Annotated in this window: 12 protein-coding genes; 11 read left to right on the top strand and 1 reads right to left on the bottom strand. The window is 45.5% G+C overall.

Annotated elements, in window-relative coordinates; genetic code table 11:
- Window positions 1-99 precede the first annotated feature (99 nt).
- Genes G636_RS0104555 through G636_RS0104545 form a run of 3 tightly spaced genes read left to right on the top strand, consistent with a single transcriptional unit; the run spans window position 100 to window position 4,271 of the window.
- A complete protein-coding gene (locus G636_RS0104555; protein ID WP_026507069.1) occupies window positions 100-585 on the top strand; it encodes an NADH-quinone oxidoreductase subunit NuoE family protein in 486 nt (161 codons plus the stop codon).
- Window positions 585-2,480 (top strand): NADH-quinone oxidoreductase subunit NuoF, encoded by a 1,896-nt coding sequence (gene nuoF, locus G636_RS0104550; RefSeq protein ID WP_081668263.1) that lies wholly within the window; start codon window positions 585-587, stop codon window positions 2,478-2,480. Before G636_RS0104555 ends, nuoF begins: the two co-directional genes overlap by 1 nt.
- 12 nt (window positions 2,481-2,492) lie before the next feature.
- Window positions 2,493-4,271, top strand: a complete 1,779-nt coding sequence (locus tag G636_RS0104545; RefSeq protein ID WP_026507067.1) for an NADH-dependent [FeFe] hydrogenase, group A6 — start codon at window positions 2,493-2,495, stop codon at window positions 4,269-4,271.
- A gap of 85 nt (window positions 4,272-4,356) precedes the next feature.
- Here the strand turns inward: G636_RS0104545 and G636_RS0104540 are convergent, their stop codons facing one another.
- On the bottom strand, window positions 4,357-5,262 hold the full coding sequence (locus G636_RS0104540) for an ArsR/SmtB family transcription factor (RefSeq protein WP_196803031.1): 906 nt from the start codon (window positions 5,260-5,262) through the stop codon (window positions 4,357-4,359).
- Window positions 5,263-5,591: 329 nt separating this feature from the next.
- Here G636_RS0104540 and G636_RS0104535 point away from each other — a divergent pair, with 329 nt between their 5' ends.
- From G636_RS0104535 to G636_RS0104500, 8 genes are all read left to right on the top strand, one after another.
- Entirely contained in the window at window positions 5,592-7,388 is a 1,797-nt protein-coding gene (locus G636_RS0104535) for a glycoside hydrolase family 2 protein (RefSeq protein ID WP_026507065.1), read from the top strand.
- Between the two features lie 52 nt (window positions 7,389-7,440).
- Window positions 7,441-10,221, top strand: a complete 2,781-nt coding sequence (locus tag G636_RS17300) for an extracellular solute-binding protein (protein ID WP_051226520.1) — start codon at window positions 7,441-7,443, stop codon at window positions 10,219-10,221.
- The gene (locus G636_RS0104525) at window positions 10,221-11,114 is read left to right on the top strand and encodes a carbohydrate ABC transporter permease (RefSeq protein WP_026507064.1); all 894 of its coding nucleotides are present in this window, start codon (window positions 10,221-10,223) and stop codon (window positions 11,112-11,114) included. The genes G636_RS17300 and G636_RS0104525 overlap by 1 nt, the downstream gene beginning before the upstream one ends.
- A gap of 13 nt (window positions 11,115-11,127) precedes the next feature.
- Window positions 11,128-13,164, top strand: coding sequence for a YIP1 family protein (locus G636_RS0104520; RefSeq protein ID WP_026507063.1), 2,037 nt, complete (start codon window positions 11,128-11,130; stop codon window positions 13,162-13,164).
- Window positions 13,154-15,373 carry a DUF5696 domain-containing protein gene (locus G636_RS0104515; protein WP_026507062.1) on the top strand — a complete coding sequence of 740 codons (2,220 nt, stop codon included), beginning with the start codon at window positions 13,154-13,156 and terminating at the stop codon, window positions 15,371-15,373. Before G636_RS0104520 ends, G636_RS0104515 begins: the two co-directional genes overlap by 11 nt.
- The gene (locus G636_RS17295; protein ID WP_035778749.1) at window positions 15,370-16,296 is read left to right on the top strand and encodes a carbohydrate ABC transporter permease; all 927 of its coding nucleotides are present in this window, start codon (window positions 15,370-15,372) and stop codon (window positions 16,294-16,296) included. Before G636_RS0104515 ends, G636_RS17295 begins: the two co-directional genes overlap by 4 nt.
- The gene (locus tag G636_RS0104505) at window positions 16,283-17,260 is read left to right on the top strand and encodes a carbohydrate ABC transporter permease (RefSeq protein WP_035778748.1); all 978 of its coding nucleotides are present in this window, start codon (window positions 16,283-16,285) and stop codon (window positions 17,258-17,260) included. The genes G636_RS17295 and G636_RS0104505 overlap by 14 nt, the downstream gene beginning before the upstream one ends.
- A gap of 132 nt (window positions 17,261-17,392) precedes the next feature.
- The gene (locus G636_RS0104500; RefSeq protein ID WP_026507060.1) at window positions 17,393-18,841 is read left to right on the top strand and encodes an ABC transporter substrate-binding protein; all 1,449 of its coding nucleotides are present in this window, start codon (window positions 17,393-17,395) and stop codon (window positions 18,839-18,841) included.
- The last annotated feature ends 62 nt before the right edge of the window (window positions 18,842-18,903 follow it).

The raw sequence follows: 18,903 nt of genomic DNA, 5'->3' as shown, positions 1-18,903 counted from the left end.
TTTTACCATATATGGTAGGTGAAATGACACATTATTAACACGGCAATGGCTTTAGATATTTGGCAACAATATTCAAGTTTTATATGGGAGGTTTACACAATGGCTCATTTACAACAGTCAGCTGCACTGCAGATAGAAGAGATCTGCAGCCGCTACGTCAATGAAGAGACTCCGCTGATGATGATCTTGAGCGACATTCAGAAGGAATACGGCTATATTCCCCTGGAGGTTCAGGAACTGGTGTCTGAGAAGACAGGTATCAGTGTTGCAGAGATCTACGGCGTAGTTACTTTCTACTCTTTCTTCTCTCTTAAGCCCAAGGGAAAGAATGTTATCGGATGCTGCCTGGGAACAGCTTGCTATGTCAAGGGTGCTCAGCAGGTAGTTGATAAGTTCTCAGAGATCCTGGGTATCAAACCCGGTGAGACTACCGATGACGGACTCTTCACTATCGACGCACTGCGCTGCATCGGCGCCTGCGGTATCGCACCTGCTGTACAGATCAACGGAACAGTATATCCCAAGATGTCTGTAGATCAGGTTCCCGCACTGATTGAGAAGTATAGAAACGGAGGTAATGCCTGATGTCTGATAAAATCACAAGCTTTGAAGAACTTGAGGCCAGGCAGTCTTCCTGCAGCCAGTGTCTCAATGATAAATATCTTGGCGCTGACGGTAAGCGTCATGTGATCCTATGCGGTGGTACAGGATGTCTCTCATCTCACTCCGATGAGATCAGGGAGAAATTCGTTGAAGTAATAGCAGCCAAGGGCCTTAGCGACAAGGTTACAGTTAACCAGGTAGGTTGCTTTGGTTTCTGCTCACAGGGACCTTTCGTTAAGATTTTCCCTGAGAACACTCTCTACAGAATGGTTAAGATGGAAGATGTTGAAGAGATCGTTGATACCGATCTGATCGGTGGCGAGATCGTAGATCGTCTCCTTTATGTAGATCCCAAGACAGGTGAAAAGGTAGCAAAGCAGGAGGATATCGAGTTCTACAAGAAGCAGATCCGTATTGCTCTTCACGGCTGCGGTGCCATTGACCCTGAGAATATTGATGAAGCTCTTGGCGCAGATGCCTTCAAGGGTCTGGCTAAGGCACTTAAGATGGACAGAAAGGCTGTTATCCAGGAAGTACTGGATTCCGGTCTGAGAGGCCGTGGAGGCGCAGGCTTTCCTACAGGCCGCAAGTGGTCCTTTGTTCCTGATGTTGAAGGCCCCAAGTACCTTGTCTGCAACGGTGACGAGGGTGACCCGGGTGCATTCATGGATCGTTCCATTCTGGAAGGTAACCCTTTTGCAGTTATCGAGGGTATGATGATCGGTGGCTATGCTATCGGCGCTCAGGATGGTTATTTCTATGTAAGAGCAGAATATCCTATCGCTGTTAACCGTCTGAGACTGGCTATCAAAGCTATGGAAATGGCTGGCCTTCTTGGAGATAATATCCTGGGAACAGATTTCTCCTTTAGAGTACATATCCGTCTGGGTGCAGGCGCATTTGTATGCGGTGAGGAGACAGCTCTTCTTAACTCTATCGAAGGTAAGCGCGGAATGCCCAGGCCCCGTCCTCCGTTCCCTGCTGTTAAGGGACTTTGGGGATGCCCGACCTGCGTTAACAACGTAGAGACTCTGGCTACAGTTCCTTACATCCTCAGAGAGGGTGCAGAGAAGTTTGCTTCTATCGGTACTGAGAAGTCCAAGGGAACCAAGGTATTTGCTCTGGGTGGCAAGATCAACAACGTAGGTCTGGTTGAAGTACCTATGGGTACTACACTTAAGGAGCTGATCTATGATGTAGGCGGCGGTATTCCGGGTGGCAAACAGTTCAAGGCTATCCAGACAGGTGGTCCTTCAGGCGGATGTCTCACAGAGAAGAATCTGGATACACCTATTGACTATGATAACCTCATCGCTGCAGGTTCCATGATGGGTTCCGGCGGTGCTATCGTTATGGACGAAGACAACTGTATGGTTGACGTTGCTAAGTTCTATATGGAATTCATCTGCGACGAGTCCTGCGGTAAGTGCTCACCCTGCCGTATCGGTACCAAGAGAATGCTGGAGATCCTGACCAGGATCACAGAAGGAAAGGGCAGCATGGAAGACCTTGATGCTCTTCAGGAGCTTGCTTCCAATGTTAAGACCAACTCCCTCTGCGGACTTGGCCAGACAGCTCCCAATCCTATTCTGTCTACAATGGCATCCTTTAAGGATGAGTATATAGCTCATGTACAGGATAAAAAGTGTCCTTCTCACGTATGTAAAAACCTTATGTCCTATGTCATCGACAAGGATAAGTGCTTCGGCTGCCAGATGTGTGCTAAGGGATGTCCTGCTGATGCTATTAAGCACATCAGTCCCGAGTATGTTGCTCCCGGTAAGAAGCTTCCTGCTATGTTCATCGATACTGACAAGTGCGTGAAGTGCGGAGCATGTATTTCAACCTGTAGATTTGGCGCAATATCTAAGCAGTAAGAGGAGGATATTATGGAAACTGTAAATATTACAATTGAAGGCCAGAGCTACCAGGTAGAGAAGGGCCTTACTATATTAGAGGCCGCAAAGAAATGCGGTTATGAAATTCCTTCCCTGTGTGCATTTAATCATGGGGAATGCTCTCTGGCTTCCTGCCGAGTATGTCTCGTAGAAGCTCAGGAAGGCAAGGGACCCAACCGTCTGGTTGCATCCTGCGTATATCCTGTATCTGAGGGCATGAATGTGACTATCGGATCTCCCAAGGCTACAGCTGCTCGTCGTACATCTGTAGAGCTGCTCCTTTCTAATCACAACAGGAACTGCCAGGAGTGCGATAAGAACGGTAAGTGCGAACTGCTCCATGTAGCTCAGGTTACAGGCGCAAGAGAAAATATGTATCAGGGTGAGCAGACTCCTGTAACAGTAGATATGCTCTCACCTTCCATCAAGCGTGATACTTCCAAGTGTATCCTCTGCGGACGCTGCGTAGCACGCTGCCAGAACGCTCACGGCCTGTCAGTACTTGGCTTTGAGAAGCGTGGTTTCAATACTATCGTTGGACCTGCTGAGAACCGTTCCTTTATGGATTCACCTTGTATCCTCTGCGGACAGTGTACAACAGTATGTCCTACAGGCGCTCTGACTGAAGTATCTGAGATCGACAAGATCGACGAAGCTTTCAGAGCAGGCAAGCACGTTGTAGTACAGGTTGCTCCTGCAGTTAGAGCTTCTCTGGGTGAAGAATTTGATTATCCTATCGGAACACCTGTGACAGGCAAGATGATCGCAGCCCTTAGAAGACTGGGCTTTGAGAGATGCTATGATGTTAACTTCGGTGCTGACCTTACCATTATGGAAGAGGGTACAGAGCTTCTGGGCCGTATCCAGAATGGCGGCACACTTCCTATGATCACATCCTGCTCTCCCGGATGGATCAACTATGCTGAGTACTACTACGGAGATCTCCTGGATCATGTATCCAGCTGCAAATCTCCTCACCAGATGCAGGGCGCTATTATCAAGTCCTACTGGGCAAAGCAGATGGGTTATGATCCTGCAGATGTATTCGTTGTCAGCATAATGCCTTGTACTGCAAAGAAGTTTGAGAAGGATCGTCCGGAGATGGAGCATGACGGCATCAGAGATGTTGATGTGGTTCTGACTACCAGAGAGCTGGGCAAGATGATCAAGCGTTCCGGTATCAACTTCAAGAGACTGCCTGATGAAGATTGGGATCAGGATATCATGGGCGAGTACACAGGTGCTGCAGTTATCTTTGGTGTAACCGGTGGTGTTATGGAAGCTGCTCTCAGAACTGTTTATTACAAGCTTACAGGCTCTGAGTACGGCAAGATCGAGTTCACAGAGGTAAGAGGCCATGATGCAGGTATCCGTGAGGCATCTCTGGATATTAATGGCACAGTTGTAAATGTGGCTATCGCATCAGGTATGAAGTCTGCAAAGGTACTTCTGGATCAGATCAGAAATGGCGAGTCCAAGTATCACTTCATCGAGATCATGGGTTGTCCCGGCGGATGTATCAATGGTGGCGGACAGTCATATGTAAAGCCTTGCTTCCTTCCTAATGAGGATGATGATATTCTGGATACATACAAGGAGAAGAGAGCAAATGCTCTGTATTCTGAAGATGAGAGACAGACTATCCGTCAGTCCCACAATAACAAGCAGGTTCAAGAACTTTATGAGAAGTTCCTTGGTGAGCCCAATTCTCACCTGGCTCACGAGCTGCTGCATACAACATACAACAAGAATCGCGAGAGATTTAATTGACTCATAATATTAGCTGCAGATCGGGATCTTAAAGGATCCTGACCTGCAGCTTTTTTATTGCTTTGATAATTGATCTGATGCATCTTTAATCGTGATACAGCTCCATGAGTATATCCTGCTGATAGTCTCCAAACTTTGAGCCAAAGAGGTTAAAACCGCCCTTGTATTTGGCATCTTCCTTTACTTCCAGCTTGAGCCTTAAGTAGTCGCAGTCCTTGAGGGACATGCTGCTTATGGTCTGGTTCGATACCTTGTTGCCGTCAAAGTAGGTGCCGTCATTTGTGATCTCTACAGTCCTAAGGAGGCCATACTGAGTGGAATAGGGATTCCACCATTCGGGATTGAGTTTGCCCCTTCTGTCTCCATAATCTCCTGTAAGATGCAGAATCCCCAGTTCCCTGTTGTTGATGGATATGGTCACATCTGAAGGCCAGTCGTTATTGTAGCCCAGTGCTTCAGAGCAGATCTCAAAGGAGAACCTGATCCTGTTCACGTCATTTTGCTTGAGGAACAAATTGGAAAATCTGTATTCCAGATAGCCGGTGCTTAGCCATATCAACTGGGCATTAAAGCGTGAGGGCTTGGTAAAGATGCCTATATTATCTTCAAAGCCCAGATCCTGGGATTCCGAGACCATGCCACAGGACGGCCTCACATCAAAATCAAAATAACATCCCACCGGCATTGACTCCCTGTGGAGATAGGTGGGCTGCTCCACCGGTGGTCTGTAGAACATATCTATGGCTACACTGTTGATCAGTACTCCGCAGAGCTTCTGAGAACCCTTGGAGCCCGGAATGGGCTGCACGGATATGAGCCCGGCATTCTCCAATACCTTGATATAGAGGGCTGCGCTGGATAACGGTATATCAAATTTGGTAGCTACATCTGAGATTATGGCAGGCTTGTCTGCCAGATAATGAAGGATGTCCAGTCTGATGGGTGATGACAGTGCTTTGCAGATATCTACTATCTTGTCTCTGTCGTCCATGTGTAATGTAAGATCCGGCTTCATATTATGATGATCCCCTTCCCTTTTATTCTTTCTTATCTTTTTTCATATATTTACCCAAGATTATTTATACAATAAAAATGTAGAAAAGTAAAGTTTATACAACTCTTATTTATATAAAAATGATGGACAAAATTTGTGGAATAATCACAAAGATAAAAAATGAAATCCAGATATATTGACATTCTCGACGGATGGCTTTAAGGTTAATACATAATTGATGTAGAAAACAAGTTGAAATACATTTTTCATGTATAAATGTTTATGTACAAAAAACTTGTACTTAAAGAGGCAAAAGGAGAGGGAAAATGCTTAATGGTTATCCGAGACCCCAATTAAAGAGAAATAATTGGAGGAATCTAAACGGAGTTTGGGATTTTGTTTTTGATGATGATAAGGAAGGTGAGAAAGAGGGCTGGCATAATGCTTTTCCTAAAAAGAATCAAAAGATCACAGTTCCCTATACATATGAAACAAAGATGAGCGGTATTGGGGAAGAGACATTTCATCCCCTGGTATGGTACAGAAAGAATCTGGAAATATTCCCGGAAGCGGGAAAAAGAATCCTTCTTCATTTTGAAGGCGTGGACTATGAGGCAAAGGTATGGGTTAACGGATATTACGCAGGAGGCCATACAGGAGCTTATTCCAGATTTACATGTGATATCACAGATTATGTCAGAAACGGCAGTAACGAGATAGTAGTAAGTGCTCTTGATTCTCAGAGCTGTGTACAGCCCAGGGGCAAGCAGAGATGGAAGGATGAGAACTTTGGCTGCTGGTATGTGCAGACTACAGGTATCTGGAAAACAGTATGGCTTGAAGAAGTGGATCAGACTTATATCGAATCTGTGAAGATCACTCCTGATATCGACAGGGCAGTAGCATCCTTTGAGATGAAGATCCACAGGCAGGTCGATGAAGAGTGCTCTCTTATCTGCAATATCAGCCTGGGAGACAGGCTGGTATCCAGAAATATGATTGATATCAGATCTGACTATGCTGAGTTTGAGATCTCAGTAGCGGATCCTGATCATCCCTGGGAGATGAAGGTCTGGTCTCCGGCAGATCCCTGCCTATATAGTGTAAATTTCGAGCTTCTCACAGGCTTTGGTGTTGAAGCCGACTGTTCAGATGCAGAAAAGGCGGTTGATAAGATTTTCTCCAACAAAGATGTGGACAAAGTAGAGTCCTACTTTGCTATGAGGAAGATTTCTATAGAAGGAGACAAGATACTACTCAATAATCTTCCCTTGTATCAGAGGCTGATACTGGATCAGGGCTATTGGGAAGAATCCCATCTGACTCCTCCCTCAGAGGAAGCCATCATAAAGGATATAGACCTCATAATGGCTGCAGGCTACAACGGCCTTAGAAAGCATCAGAAGGTTGAAGATGAGAGATTCCTCTATTGGTGCGATGTTAAGGGGCTTCTGGTATGGTGCGAGATGCCTTCTCAGTATATTTTCAATGACGAAGGTATGCAGCGCTTTACAGGAGAATGGATAGAGATAGTCAGACAAAATTACAATCATCCCTGTGTTATCACCTGGACAGCCTTTAATGAGAGCTGGGGAATTGAGAGAATCTACAGCAATGTCAACCAGCAGAAGTTTACAGAGGGTATATACAGCCTGACCAAAGCTTATGATCCCATGAGACCTGTGATAGTCAATGACGGCTGGGAGCACACCTGCTCAGATATCCTGACTCTCCATGATTATGAAGAAAAGGGAGAGGCCTTTGCAGAAAGATACAAAGATAAGGATCTGATAGTAAATAATAAGCTCCCCTTTAACAGAGACAGATATGCAACAGCTCTTGGCTATTCCTATAAGGGTCAGCCTGTGATCATGAGTGAGTATGGCGGCATCGCCTTCTCCGGAGGCGAAGGCTGGGGCTATGGTGGCCAGGTAAAGACCCAGGAAGAGTTTATAAATCGATTTAAGAGTATCACAGAGGCGATCAGGGATCTGGATTACAATGCAGGCTTTTGCTATACCCAGGTGACAGACGTACAGCAGGAAATAAACGGCCTCTATACCATAGACAGAAAAGCCAAGGTTGATATTGATAAGATCAGAAAGATCAACCTGGGTGAATGATAGGGGCATGATGATTGCCTGCCGGGGATGATAACTGACTAAGGAGTTGATCATGATTAAGAAGATTGCAGCTGTGGCCGCAGGGATAGTCTTTTTCCTCATATCGGGAAACGGCGCACTTGCAAGTGAGAATATCTACTATAAAGATTATGCTTCCATGCATGCAGATGAGGTCTACGAAGGCGAGGAGATGCTGATAGAAGCAGCTGATAAGCTTGTCACCACAGATAAAGCTTTGAGCCTTAGTGTAAAAGTGGAAAAGGCCGGACTTTATGTGATGGGCGTAGATTACAGAGCTATAGGAGATAACATCCTGCCCACAAGTCTTTCCATGAAGATAAATGGCAGTATCCCTTATGAAGAAGCGGAACATTTGTCTTTTTCGGATATCTGGAAGAGCGGTGAAAAAGAGTATGACCGTTATGGCAATGAGAGTATTGCCATGCCTGTCAAAAGTGATGAATGGGCTTTCACATACCTAAGAGACAGTTACTTTCTGCAAAATGATCCCTTGATGGTATATCTGGGGGAAGGGCTTAATACTGTTGAATTTACCGCCAATGAAGGCAAGGTGGAAATAAAGGACCTTAAGCTCATGGCACCTGTTACTATAGCAAATGACCCGGAAGCAGTAGCAGAGGGAGATAGTTATATCCAGATAGAAGGCGAGAGCTTTGCAAGGAGAAATTCTCCCAATATCAGAACTGCAGCTGAGTTTAACAGCGAGGTGACTCCCTACAGTCCCTATCTTAAGATGCAGAATGTGATCGATGAGACTTCGTACAGGATAGGCGGCAACAGGATAGATTATGAAGTGGATGTGGAAGAGGAAGGTTATTACTATCTGGCTTTTGATTACAGGCAGAGTAGTAAATCCAACTTTACCGTATACAGAAATCTATATGTAGATGGTGTTATCCCTTCTGTGTCTTATGAGAATATCCCATTTAAGTATTCCGGTAAGTTTACAAGGATGCAAAGAGAGGTTCCTGTATATCTGTCAGCAGGCAGTCACATCCTGAGCCTGGAAGTGGCACTGGAGCCCTACGGCGACGCCATCAGATCCATAAACGATATTGTGACAGGCGTTAATGATCTGGCTCTGTCCGTGAATAAGATCACTGGTGGCAATACTGATAAATACAGGGATTTTGACCTGGATGAATATGGTCTTGATGTATCAGGCAAATTAACAGACTGGGCAGATAAGACTTCAAAACTGTATGAAGAACTGGCTGCCATGGACAGCTATGGCAAGAAGAACGGCGAGATAAAGCTGCTGGATACTGCTTCTAAGAGCCTGGCAATGCTTGCTGAGAAGCCCAATGATCTGCCAAAGAAGATAGACGTATTCTCCTATGGAGATAGCTCTGTCAGGCAGTATCTGACTACAGTATCCGAGAACCTTAGCTATGGCAATCTCTCTATAGACAAATTCTATCTATATAAGAAAGATGCAAAGCTGCCATCAAAGCCCGGACTTCTCAGCAGGGCTTCCAATGATATCAGACATTTCGTAGCATCCTTTACCCAGGGAGATTATGCACCTGGCTATGACGACTCCGATACTCTTGAGATCTGGGTCAACAGACCCAGACAGTATCTGGAGATCATCCAGAGGATGGCTGATACGGATTTTACAGAGAAGACCGGTATCAAGGTCAATCTCTCCATAGTGCCGGATCAGCAAAAGCTCATACTGGCCAATGCTTCGGGAAAGGCTCCTGACGGAGCCATAGGAATAGCTTCAGGCTACGTATATGACCTGGCTCTTAGAAATGCTCTGGCAGATATGAGACAGTTTGACAATTTTAAGGAAGTGGGAAGGCGCTTTGCTCCCGGCATGCTGATACCCGGAGTGTGTGATGAAGGGATATATGCTATCCCCGAGACCTTTAACTTCTATGTACTCTTCTACAGGAGTGACATCTTTGAGAAGCTGGGACTTGAAGTCCCTGACAATATGGATGAAGTAAGGGACCTTCTTCCCGAGCTTGGCAGGATGGGAATGGGCTTTAACAGCCATGTGGCCAATCTGCCCACCAAGACCTTTGCAGCAACTGCACCTTTTATATTCCAAAACGGCGGTGATATTTTCTCGGGGGATATGGGCACAGTACGCTTGGATTCAGAGGAAGTGATAGATGGTCTTAAATATCTCACAGAGAATTTTACAGTCTATGATATGGACTACGAGATCCTGAGCTTCTATCAGTCTTTCAGAGACGGAAGGACACCCATAGGAGTATCGGACTATGCCAGCTACAACCTGCTCACCAATGCAGCTCCTGAGCTGAACGGCTGTTGGGAGATAGCTCCCTATCCGGGACTGGTTGCAGAAGACGGAACTGTGGACAGATCAACCTCCGGCGCAGCTGAGAGCTGCCTGATCTTTGAATCCTCAGAGCAAAAGGAAGCAGCCTGGAAGTTTATCGACTGGTGGATGTCTGATGAAGTACAGACCGAGTTCTCTTTTACTCTGCAGACTACCCTGGGCAATGAGTATATGTGGAACTCAGCTAACTTAAATGCCATTGCAGCAGCTCCTTGGAGTGAGAAAAACAAGGAAGTGATACTGGAACAGATCGGATGGACCAGGGAAATGCCCAGAGTACCGGGCAGCTACATGATAGAAAGAGAGCTGGGCAATGTTCTGGTAAACGTAGTAACGGCCAATGAGAACATCAGGACTGCAATAGACAATGCTCAGAAGAGAATCAATGCTGAGCTTGCCCGTAAACTTGAAGAATTCCAATATGTGGACAGTGAAGGAAAAGTAATAAAGCAGCTGATCACGCCGGATAAAGACTTGATAGAGGAATGGTTGAAATAATGAAAAGTAAAAAGAGCGGGATAAATGCTGCGGTATATTTTCTATTACCCTACATACTGCTATTTACAACATTTATCGTCATACCTGTAATAGCGGCTATAGCACTTAGCTTTACAAGCTATGATGCTGTGCAGACTCCCAGGCTGGTGGGCTTTCTCAACTATATTAACCTCCTGACCCAGGATGAGATATTTATGCAGTATGTACTGCCCAACACCTGTATTTTCGCTTTTGTTGTCGGCCCTCTGGGCTATATGTTGTCTTTCCTTCTGGCATGGATGCTGGCACAGATAAGTAAGGGTCCCAGGACTGTCCTGGCCCTGCTTATCTACTCGCCGTCCATGACCAGCGGGATAGCCATGGCGGTTGTATGGAAGATCATCTTTGCCGGAGACAAGATGGGATATGTGAACTATATCCTTATGAGTCTGGGCATAACCAATTCGCCTATCCTTTTTACCACAGATGCCAAGTTCCTCTTGGGCATCATGATAGTGGTATCCGTCTGGAGCAGTATGGGAGTGGGATTCCTGGCTATTCTGGCAGGTATCCTCAATATCAATCCCGAGTATTATGAAGCTGCCATGATAGACGGTATGAAGAACAGGCTCCAGGAGATCTTCTATATCACAATCCCTCAGATGAAGCCTCAGATGATGTTCGCTGCGGTCATGTCTGTAGTCAACACCTTCTCTGTGGGTGCCATAGGAGTGCAGCTTAGCGGAGCTAATCCTACTCCCGGCTATGCGGGACAGCTTATAGTCAATCATATAGAAGATTATGGATTCCTGCGTTATGAGATGGGATATGCATCAGCCGTCAGTGTGGTACTGCTGATATTTATCTATTCCATTTCCAAAGCTGCAGGCAAAGTATTCAGGGAAGATGACTAGGGGGACGCATCAGATGTTGAAGATAAATAAAATAGTAAAGCCGGTCACTACGCTGATCGCTTTGGCAGCTATCTTAAGTCTGCCCATAAAAGCTGAGGCAGGGCAGGCACCCTATACATCCCTGACATACGATAAAGACGGTTATCTGGTCAATACCATGGATGGTTATCTGCCTGAGCATCTCTGGGACAAATTCGGAGAAGAGACTCTGAGTAAGCCCTCTGACCTCTTTTTGGCAGGAGACAGGCTCTATATAGCAGATACAGGTAATAAGAGGATCGTATGCTCTGATCTTAATGGCAACTATCTGGGAGAGATCACAGAAGAACTTAAGAGCCCCACAGGAGTATATGTATCGCAAGAGGGCCTGGTATATGTGGCAGATCCCGGGGCTGGCAAGATCATCAGCTATGATGCCGACTGGCATATGACAGGAAGCTATGAGAGACCTGAGAGTCCTCTCTTTGGAGATGGAGCCAAATATGCTCCCTCCAAGCTGGTAGTCAATAATGCAGGTACTATGTATGCCCTGTCTGAAGGTAATGCGGGCGGTATCATGACTATCTCCGATAATGGAGATTTCTACGGCTATTTTGGAGCTAATGATACCAGCATCTCTTTGGGCAATAAGCTTAAAAGGCTGATATTCACTGATGAGCAGCTTAGGAGCATGCAAAAGAATGTCCCTGCTTCCGCTGCCAATCTGGATATAGATGCTACAGGCCTCATATATACAGTTACCCAGGGGTTGGGTAAAAATGGCCTGAAGAAATATAACATGGCCGGCAATAATATGTTTGGCAAGGCCTATGCAGATTTGCTGGTATCCGATGTGGCTGTAGGCGATATTGATAACATATTCACTCTCTCCAAGCAGGGAAGCATCATGGAATACACCAAGGAGGGTGAGCTTCTCTTTTACTTTGGCGGCAAGGACGATGGCAATAACCGCATGGGACTCTTTATCAACGCTGTTGCCATAGATGTGGATGCATCGGGACATATATATGTACTGGATAGCGACAGAGGAGATATAACGGTATTTTCGGAGACTGAATATGCCACTACCGTGCATGAGGCTCTCTCCAAATATCAGGATGGTCTGTATCTGGAAAGCAGACAGCCCTGGGAGAATGTTCTATCCCACAACAGCCTTTTTGATTTTGCCTACAGAGGTATAGCCAAAGCCCTTTACAAGGTGGAGGACTACAAGGGTTCCATGGAGGCAGCAAGGCTTGGCGGAACAGGCATTACCTACTCAAATGCCTTCTGGCAGGTGAGAAATACCTGGCTTAGACACAATATAGTCAGGATATTCGAGATCATCATAGCCTTTTTGATTGTGAGTAAGATCCTCAAGAGATTCGGAGACAGGCTTCCTCTGATCAGGGATATCAGAAGATCCTTAGGCAGGATACGTGATATCAGGACTGTAAGGGAGCTGCGTTTTCTGGGATATGTGCTCAAAAACCCAGCAGATGCCTTCTATGGAATCAAGAGGGAAAAGAAGGTGTCTCTATCAACTGCTTCTCTCCTTTATCTGATCATCTTTATCATCTACCTTGTGAACAGATATTATTGCGGCTTTATATTCAAGACTGTAGCTGACGGAGAATATGACCTTTTAGGGGATTTCATCAAGGTACCCGGAGTGATGCTGCTCTTTGTGATCTGCATCAACATGATATGTTCCATCAGAGACGGAGAGGCAACGCTGAGACAGACCTATATATCCTTTGCATATTGCTTTATGCCATATGTATTCCTAAAGCCTGTGGCATTTGTTCTCAGTCATGTGCTTACCTATAACGAGGAATTTCTCATCACATTCCTTAACTTTATCATGACGGCGGGGACACTCATCCTGATAGTGGTCATGATCAGAGAGATACAGTGCTTTAGCTACAAAGAGACTTTTATTAACATACTGCTGGCCCTCTTTACTATGCTGGTGATCGTGGCAGCAGGTGTGATCATATTTGGATTGTTTAAGCAGGTTGTTGATTTTGTGATCAGCATCTGCAAGGAGGGGTATTATCGTGGCATCTAAAAGGACAAAGACCATCATCATTGCCACATTGCTGTGCATCCTCATCGCAGTGATCATATTGGTGCTGGCTCTTCATAAAGAGAGTAAGGTAACTGACATAGATATGAAGAGCAGCGGCAGAGCAGAGGTCCATACTCTCACTGCAGGATCAAAGAGGGTCATGGAAAATGACAGCTGGCTCTTGGAACTGGATGAGGAGAGGCTTGCTATCAGTCTTACGGATAAAGTGACAGGAGAGACTTACAGTTCAGCCCGTGATTATACAGAGGGAAATGAGATGTGGAACGCCTTTTGCTCATCCGGTGTGACACTGGAATTTTATTCAGGCAATTCTACAGTAACAGGCAGGCTCTCACCTTCAGCTGATAATTCGGATATTACCATTGAGTACTACGATGACGGCTTTGATGCAGATATAGAGTGCAGTGACTATGACTTTGGCATGCAGCTTCAGGTCAGGCTTACAGAGGATGGTATATCAGTTCTGGTACCCGGTGATTCCATAAGAGAGGGCGAAGAATATCTTCTGGGTTCAGTATGGCTCTACCCCATGCTGGGATCTACCTACCTTGGGGAAGAAGAAGGCTATATGCTGATCCCCGAGGGGAGCGGTGCTCTCATAGATCTTGCTGATAATCATGGCAAATACAAGAATCCATACTCCAAACGCATATACGGAGAAAACGTGGGAACAGCACCTATGGTGGACAATGTCTATGGTGAGCCTGTTGTGACAGATCCTGAGACTATCAAGATGCCTGTATTTGGAATGGTATATACACAGTCGGGCAGCGGATTTTTGGGTGTAGTGACAGAGGGCGAATATAACGCCATGATAGCGGCTTATCCCAATGGGGTGATCACTCCCTATAACTGGATCAGCAGCCAGTTTATGGTCAGGGATATATATATCAGACAGACTGCCAGGAATAGTGGTGTACCTGCCTTTGAAAAGAAGGGTGATATCAGGGATCTGGGTATCAGATATTTCTTTGTATCCGGAGATGAGGCAAGCTATACGGGCCTGGCCAGGAGATACAGGCAGTATCTACTGGATGAGGGGCAACTGGAAAATGCCGGTGATGATTACAAGGTCAAGCTGGACTTTTTGGGAGCGGATTCTACCAAATGGTTTGTATTTGATACTCTTGTCAGGATGACAGGTATAAGTGATATGGCTGATATCCTGGAGGACCTTAGAGCATCAGGCGCAGATAGTATCCTGGCTTCCTATCAAGGTTGGCAGCAAAAGGGTGTGACTCTGGCTTATGGCAGCTCTGACACCAAAGTGGACAGTAAGCTTGGCACGAGCAAAGAGCTTAGAGAACTTAAGGATAAGCTGTCAAATGAGGGTATAGATCTAAAGCTAAAGGAAGACATCCTTTTGGCTAATGCTTCCAAGCTCTACAATACAACCACTGACATCGTAAAGGGCATAAATCAGGTGATAGTGGAAGTTCCCACATATCAGAAGCTCTTCCCCAAGATGTATTACCTGACTCCTTCAAGATCCGCTAAGATACTGCAGTCCTTGTTTAAAAACAATAAGGGGATAGGAGGCGATGACCTGGAGCTCTCAGGCATTACAGACAATCTCTTTTCCTATTATTCCGCGGGAAAGACCTATACAAGAGCGGATACAGCTGCTCAGCAGCAGGCGATATTATCTGAATACGTAAGAGATAAAGCTGGATTTGATTCGCCGGGTGCCTATCTTTGGAAATATATGGACAGCTATTATGATATGTCTCTTCAGGGCTCCGGTTACAACTTCATATCCCAGGAGATACCATTCCTGCCTATAGTACTAAGGGGCAGCGTTCCTTATTGGGCTTCTTATGTAAACTTTCAGGCCAATGAAAAGGAATATTATCTAAAGCTTTTGGAATACGGAGCATATCCCGCATTTCTATTGACAAGAGAGTCACCGGTAGCACTTAGAAATACCAATTCTTCCTACATATATACATCAGAGTATTCGGTTCTCAAAGACAAGATCCTGGATTATGAAGAAAGTATAGGACAGGTCCTGTCAGAGGTTGAGGGCTGCGAGATCACGGATCACAGGTATCTGGAGGATGATCTGGTATTTGTAAGCTATGACAACGGGGCAAGTATCCTTATCAACTATGGAGATAAAGACGTACAGGCAGGAGATATAACAGTCCCCGCTATGTCCTACTATTTCACGGAGGCTGGTCAGGAATGAAGATTAAAAGAAAGAAAATGGGGATCATTACGAGGAGAAGCCTGACAGGTCTGGTATTTGTATCACCCTGGATACTGGGATTTATCATATTCTTTATCAATCCTCTGATCCAGTCGGTGACCTTCAGTCTTAATAATGTGCTGATCACAGCTAAGGGAAGGAAGCTGAGCTATGTAGGCATAGGCAATTACAGGGATATCTTTACCAAGGATGCCTTTTTTGTGGACCGCCTGGTGGATTTCTTTAAGGATATTATGCTGCAGCTTCCACTGATACTGGTATTTGCACTGATGATAGCGATCCTTCTTAATCAGAGCATTAAGTGCAAGGGACTGTTCAGGACGCTCTTTTTCCTGCCAATCATAGTGGTATCGGGACCTGTGCTCTCCATGCTCATGGACAGCGGCTCTACTACCATACCTCTTATAGAGCAGTACGGAGTATTTGATCTGGTAAGAGACTCAGTGCCTGTATTTTTGCAGGAAGCGGTCATAGGACTCCTTAGTGAGCTCCTTCTCATACTCTGGTATTCGGGTGTGCCTACGCTGATATTTTTTGCAGGACTGCAAAAGATAGATGTATCTCTCTATGAAGCATCATACATGGACGGTGCGTCCGCCTGGGTGTCCTTTTGGAGGATAGTGCTTCCGGCTATCAGAGGTATGATCCTGATAAACAGTATATATGTAACAGTATTTCTGGCTACTTCAGAACTCAACGAAGTGATCATACTGATCAGGAGCAATATGCTGGATGCCAGCAAGGGCTTTGGCATAGCATCTGCCATGGCGTGGATATACACAGTCAGCATCCTGGTAATAATAGGGATCTGCTATTTCCTCTTTGGAAGAGAGCCAAAGGCTAAGGTGTTACATTATGATACTCCTGTAAAGAAGAGGAGGATGAAACGTGCAAAAGCTTGATCTGACTTCGACACTTATACATTTAAAGACAAAGCTCTGGGGGACTCCCAAGGACAGAGGGCCTGTATTTAAAGCCATCATATACACTCTTTTGATATCCATTGGCTTTGTCTATCTGTATCCAATACTGGATATGTTCATTACCAGCTTTATGACATTGCCGGATCTTCTTGATGCATCTGTCAAGTGGATCCCCAGACAGCTGACCCTGGACAATTATAAAGAGGCCTTTGAAGTCATGAAGGTCAAAGAGACACTCTGGAGCACCATAGAGGGAGCGCTCCTGCCGTCTCTGGCACAAACTCTTGTATGTGCACTTACAGGCTATGGTCTTGCAAGATACGAGTTTCCATTTAAGAAGCTGATCATGGCGCTGATACTACTTACCTTTGTGGTACCGCCTTATGTGCTGATGGTCCCCAATTATGTGATGTTCTCGGACTACAAGCTTATAGGAACATTAAAAACTCTTATATATCCTGCGCTTTTGGGACAGGGGACCAAAAGTGCCATATTCATCCTGATATTCATGCAGTTCTTCAAGCAGACACCTCTTGCTCTTGATGAAGCTGCCAGAGTGGACGGAGCAAGTGATGCGGGGATATTCCTGAAGATAGCAGTACCACTTGCGATACCTGCATTTATACTTTGCTTTGTTTTCTCTTTTGTATGGTATTGGAATGACACTTATTTTACAGCGCTGTATCTAAACGGGGCCAACATAGCAGATACCAGCAAGATCAGTACCATGCTGCTTGAGCTGCAAAACTTCGATGCTATGTACAAGGCCCATATACAGAATTCGGCGGGCTGGGGGGCTTCGGTAATGGGAGAATCCGTTGCCAATGAAGCTATCAGGATGGCATCCACTGTGTTGACTATTCTGCCTCTACTCATTATGTATTTTGCACTTCAAAAATACTTTGTAGAGGGTATAGACAGAGCCGGTATCACCGGTGAATAAAGAAGTATTTGACTTTTGCAATTAAGCGGCAAAAGATGCATTTACTATTTATTGATTACCGTTTGGCCTATCCATGGGGGCTTTATGGGAATAGAACAAAGGTTTAAAAGAGAGGATTAAGGAGGATTTCTTATGAAGAGAAAAAGTAAGATCGTATCCACAGTTCTGACAGCATCAATGCTTATGTCAGCACTTGCAGGCTGCGGAGGCGCAGCAGATGCTTCTGAGATAGAGTCAGAGGTAACTGCCAAAGAGGCGACCGGATCAGAGGATAGTCAGGAGATCAGGGAGCAGATAGAAGAAGAGGCAGAGAGTCTGGGTCTTCCTGCTATGACAACCGATGATATCACCTTGACATATGCATGCTGGGGACTTGGTGAAAAAGGTGAGATCGAGGCAAGGGACAAGCAGCTGGAAGCATTTATGGAAGCTTATCCCAATATCAAGGTAGAATTTGTCAATATCGATCAGGCAGCATGGGATGATGGTCTGACCACACTGGCAGCAACCAATTCCCTTCCTGATGTATTCTGGGTATACTCAGTAACCAACGCAGTTGCCAATGAATGGGCTCTGGATGTAACAGATTATTATGAGAACGATCCTGATGCTAAGGAGGTATATTCTTCCATGGTGGAGAACGAGAGGATCGGAGGCAGGCTCTATGGTATGCCTACAGTTATGTTCCCTTATCTGTGCTTCCTCAACAAGACACTTTTTGAGAAATACAATGAGCCTCTTCCGTCATATGACTGGACTATAGATGATTACAAGGAGATAGCTGAGAGGATCACTCATCCCGATGAGTTCTATTTTGGAACATCCAATCCTAATTACACAGATTATTTCCCCGCTCAGTACAATGACGGTCAGTCAGCATACGGCTGGGATGGTGAGAGCTATCACTTTGATCAGACATGGGTGGACGCTCTTAACCTGAAATACAACTGGATCGACAATGGTGTATGCGAATGGGCATCTGCTGAAGACAAGCAGAGATACCTTGGAGATGAGGGCGCATGGCCTCCCGGATTTGGCAGAAGCGCTATGCACTTTGACTGGACGTGGACAATCGCTTACTTTGAGGATGCTGTTAAGGAACAGTCCGGATGTGACTTCCTCTATTATCCTCAGCCTGCAGGCCCTACAGGAGCACAGATGGCTGTCGTAGACTATGGTATCATCTCTGCCAGCACAGAGCATCCCAGAGAAGCATGGGAGCTTCAGAAGTGGACATCATGGGGCAAAGAAGCATGCATGAACCGCTATGAAGGCTATAAGGAAGCCGGTCTTGAAGTGGTATCCCGTATGCCTGTTATCGACAATGCTGAAGTATGGGATGTTGTAAAGGGCTTTACAGACAGAGAAGACATCCAGGCTGTATATGATCACCTGACCAATGTGGTACCCAGCATCAGCTCTGTAGCTCCCGGCTACAACCAGTTCAATGACTGGATGAATGAAAACGGCATCTGGGATCAGCTTAATAACAGAGAGATCGCACCTGCAGATATTGCAGATGAGCTTACTCAGAAGGCAAATGAATTTAGAGATCAGTGGCTGGCAAGTTACGCTAACTAAGGATCAGAAGAAAGCTTGTGACAGCTTGCAGGCTTTATTGACAGAAGAAGCATTATCCGGGG

Source organism: Butyrivibrio sp. MC2013 (assembly GCF_000424585.1).
GTDB lineage: Bacteria > Bacillota > Clostridia > Lachnospirales > Lachnospiraceae > Butyrivibrio.
Note: the sequence above shows the minus strand (reverse complement) of the source record. Positions and strands in the feature narration are given on the sequence as shown.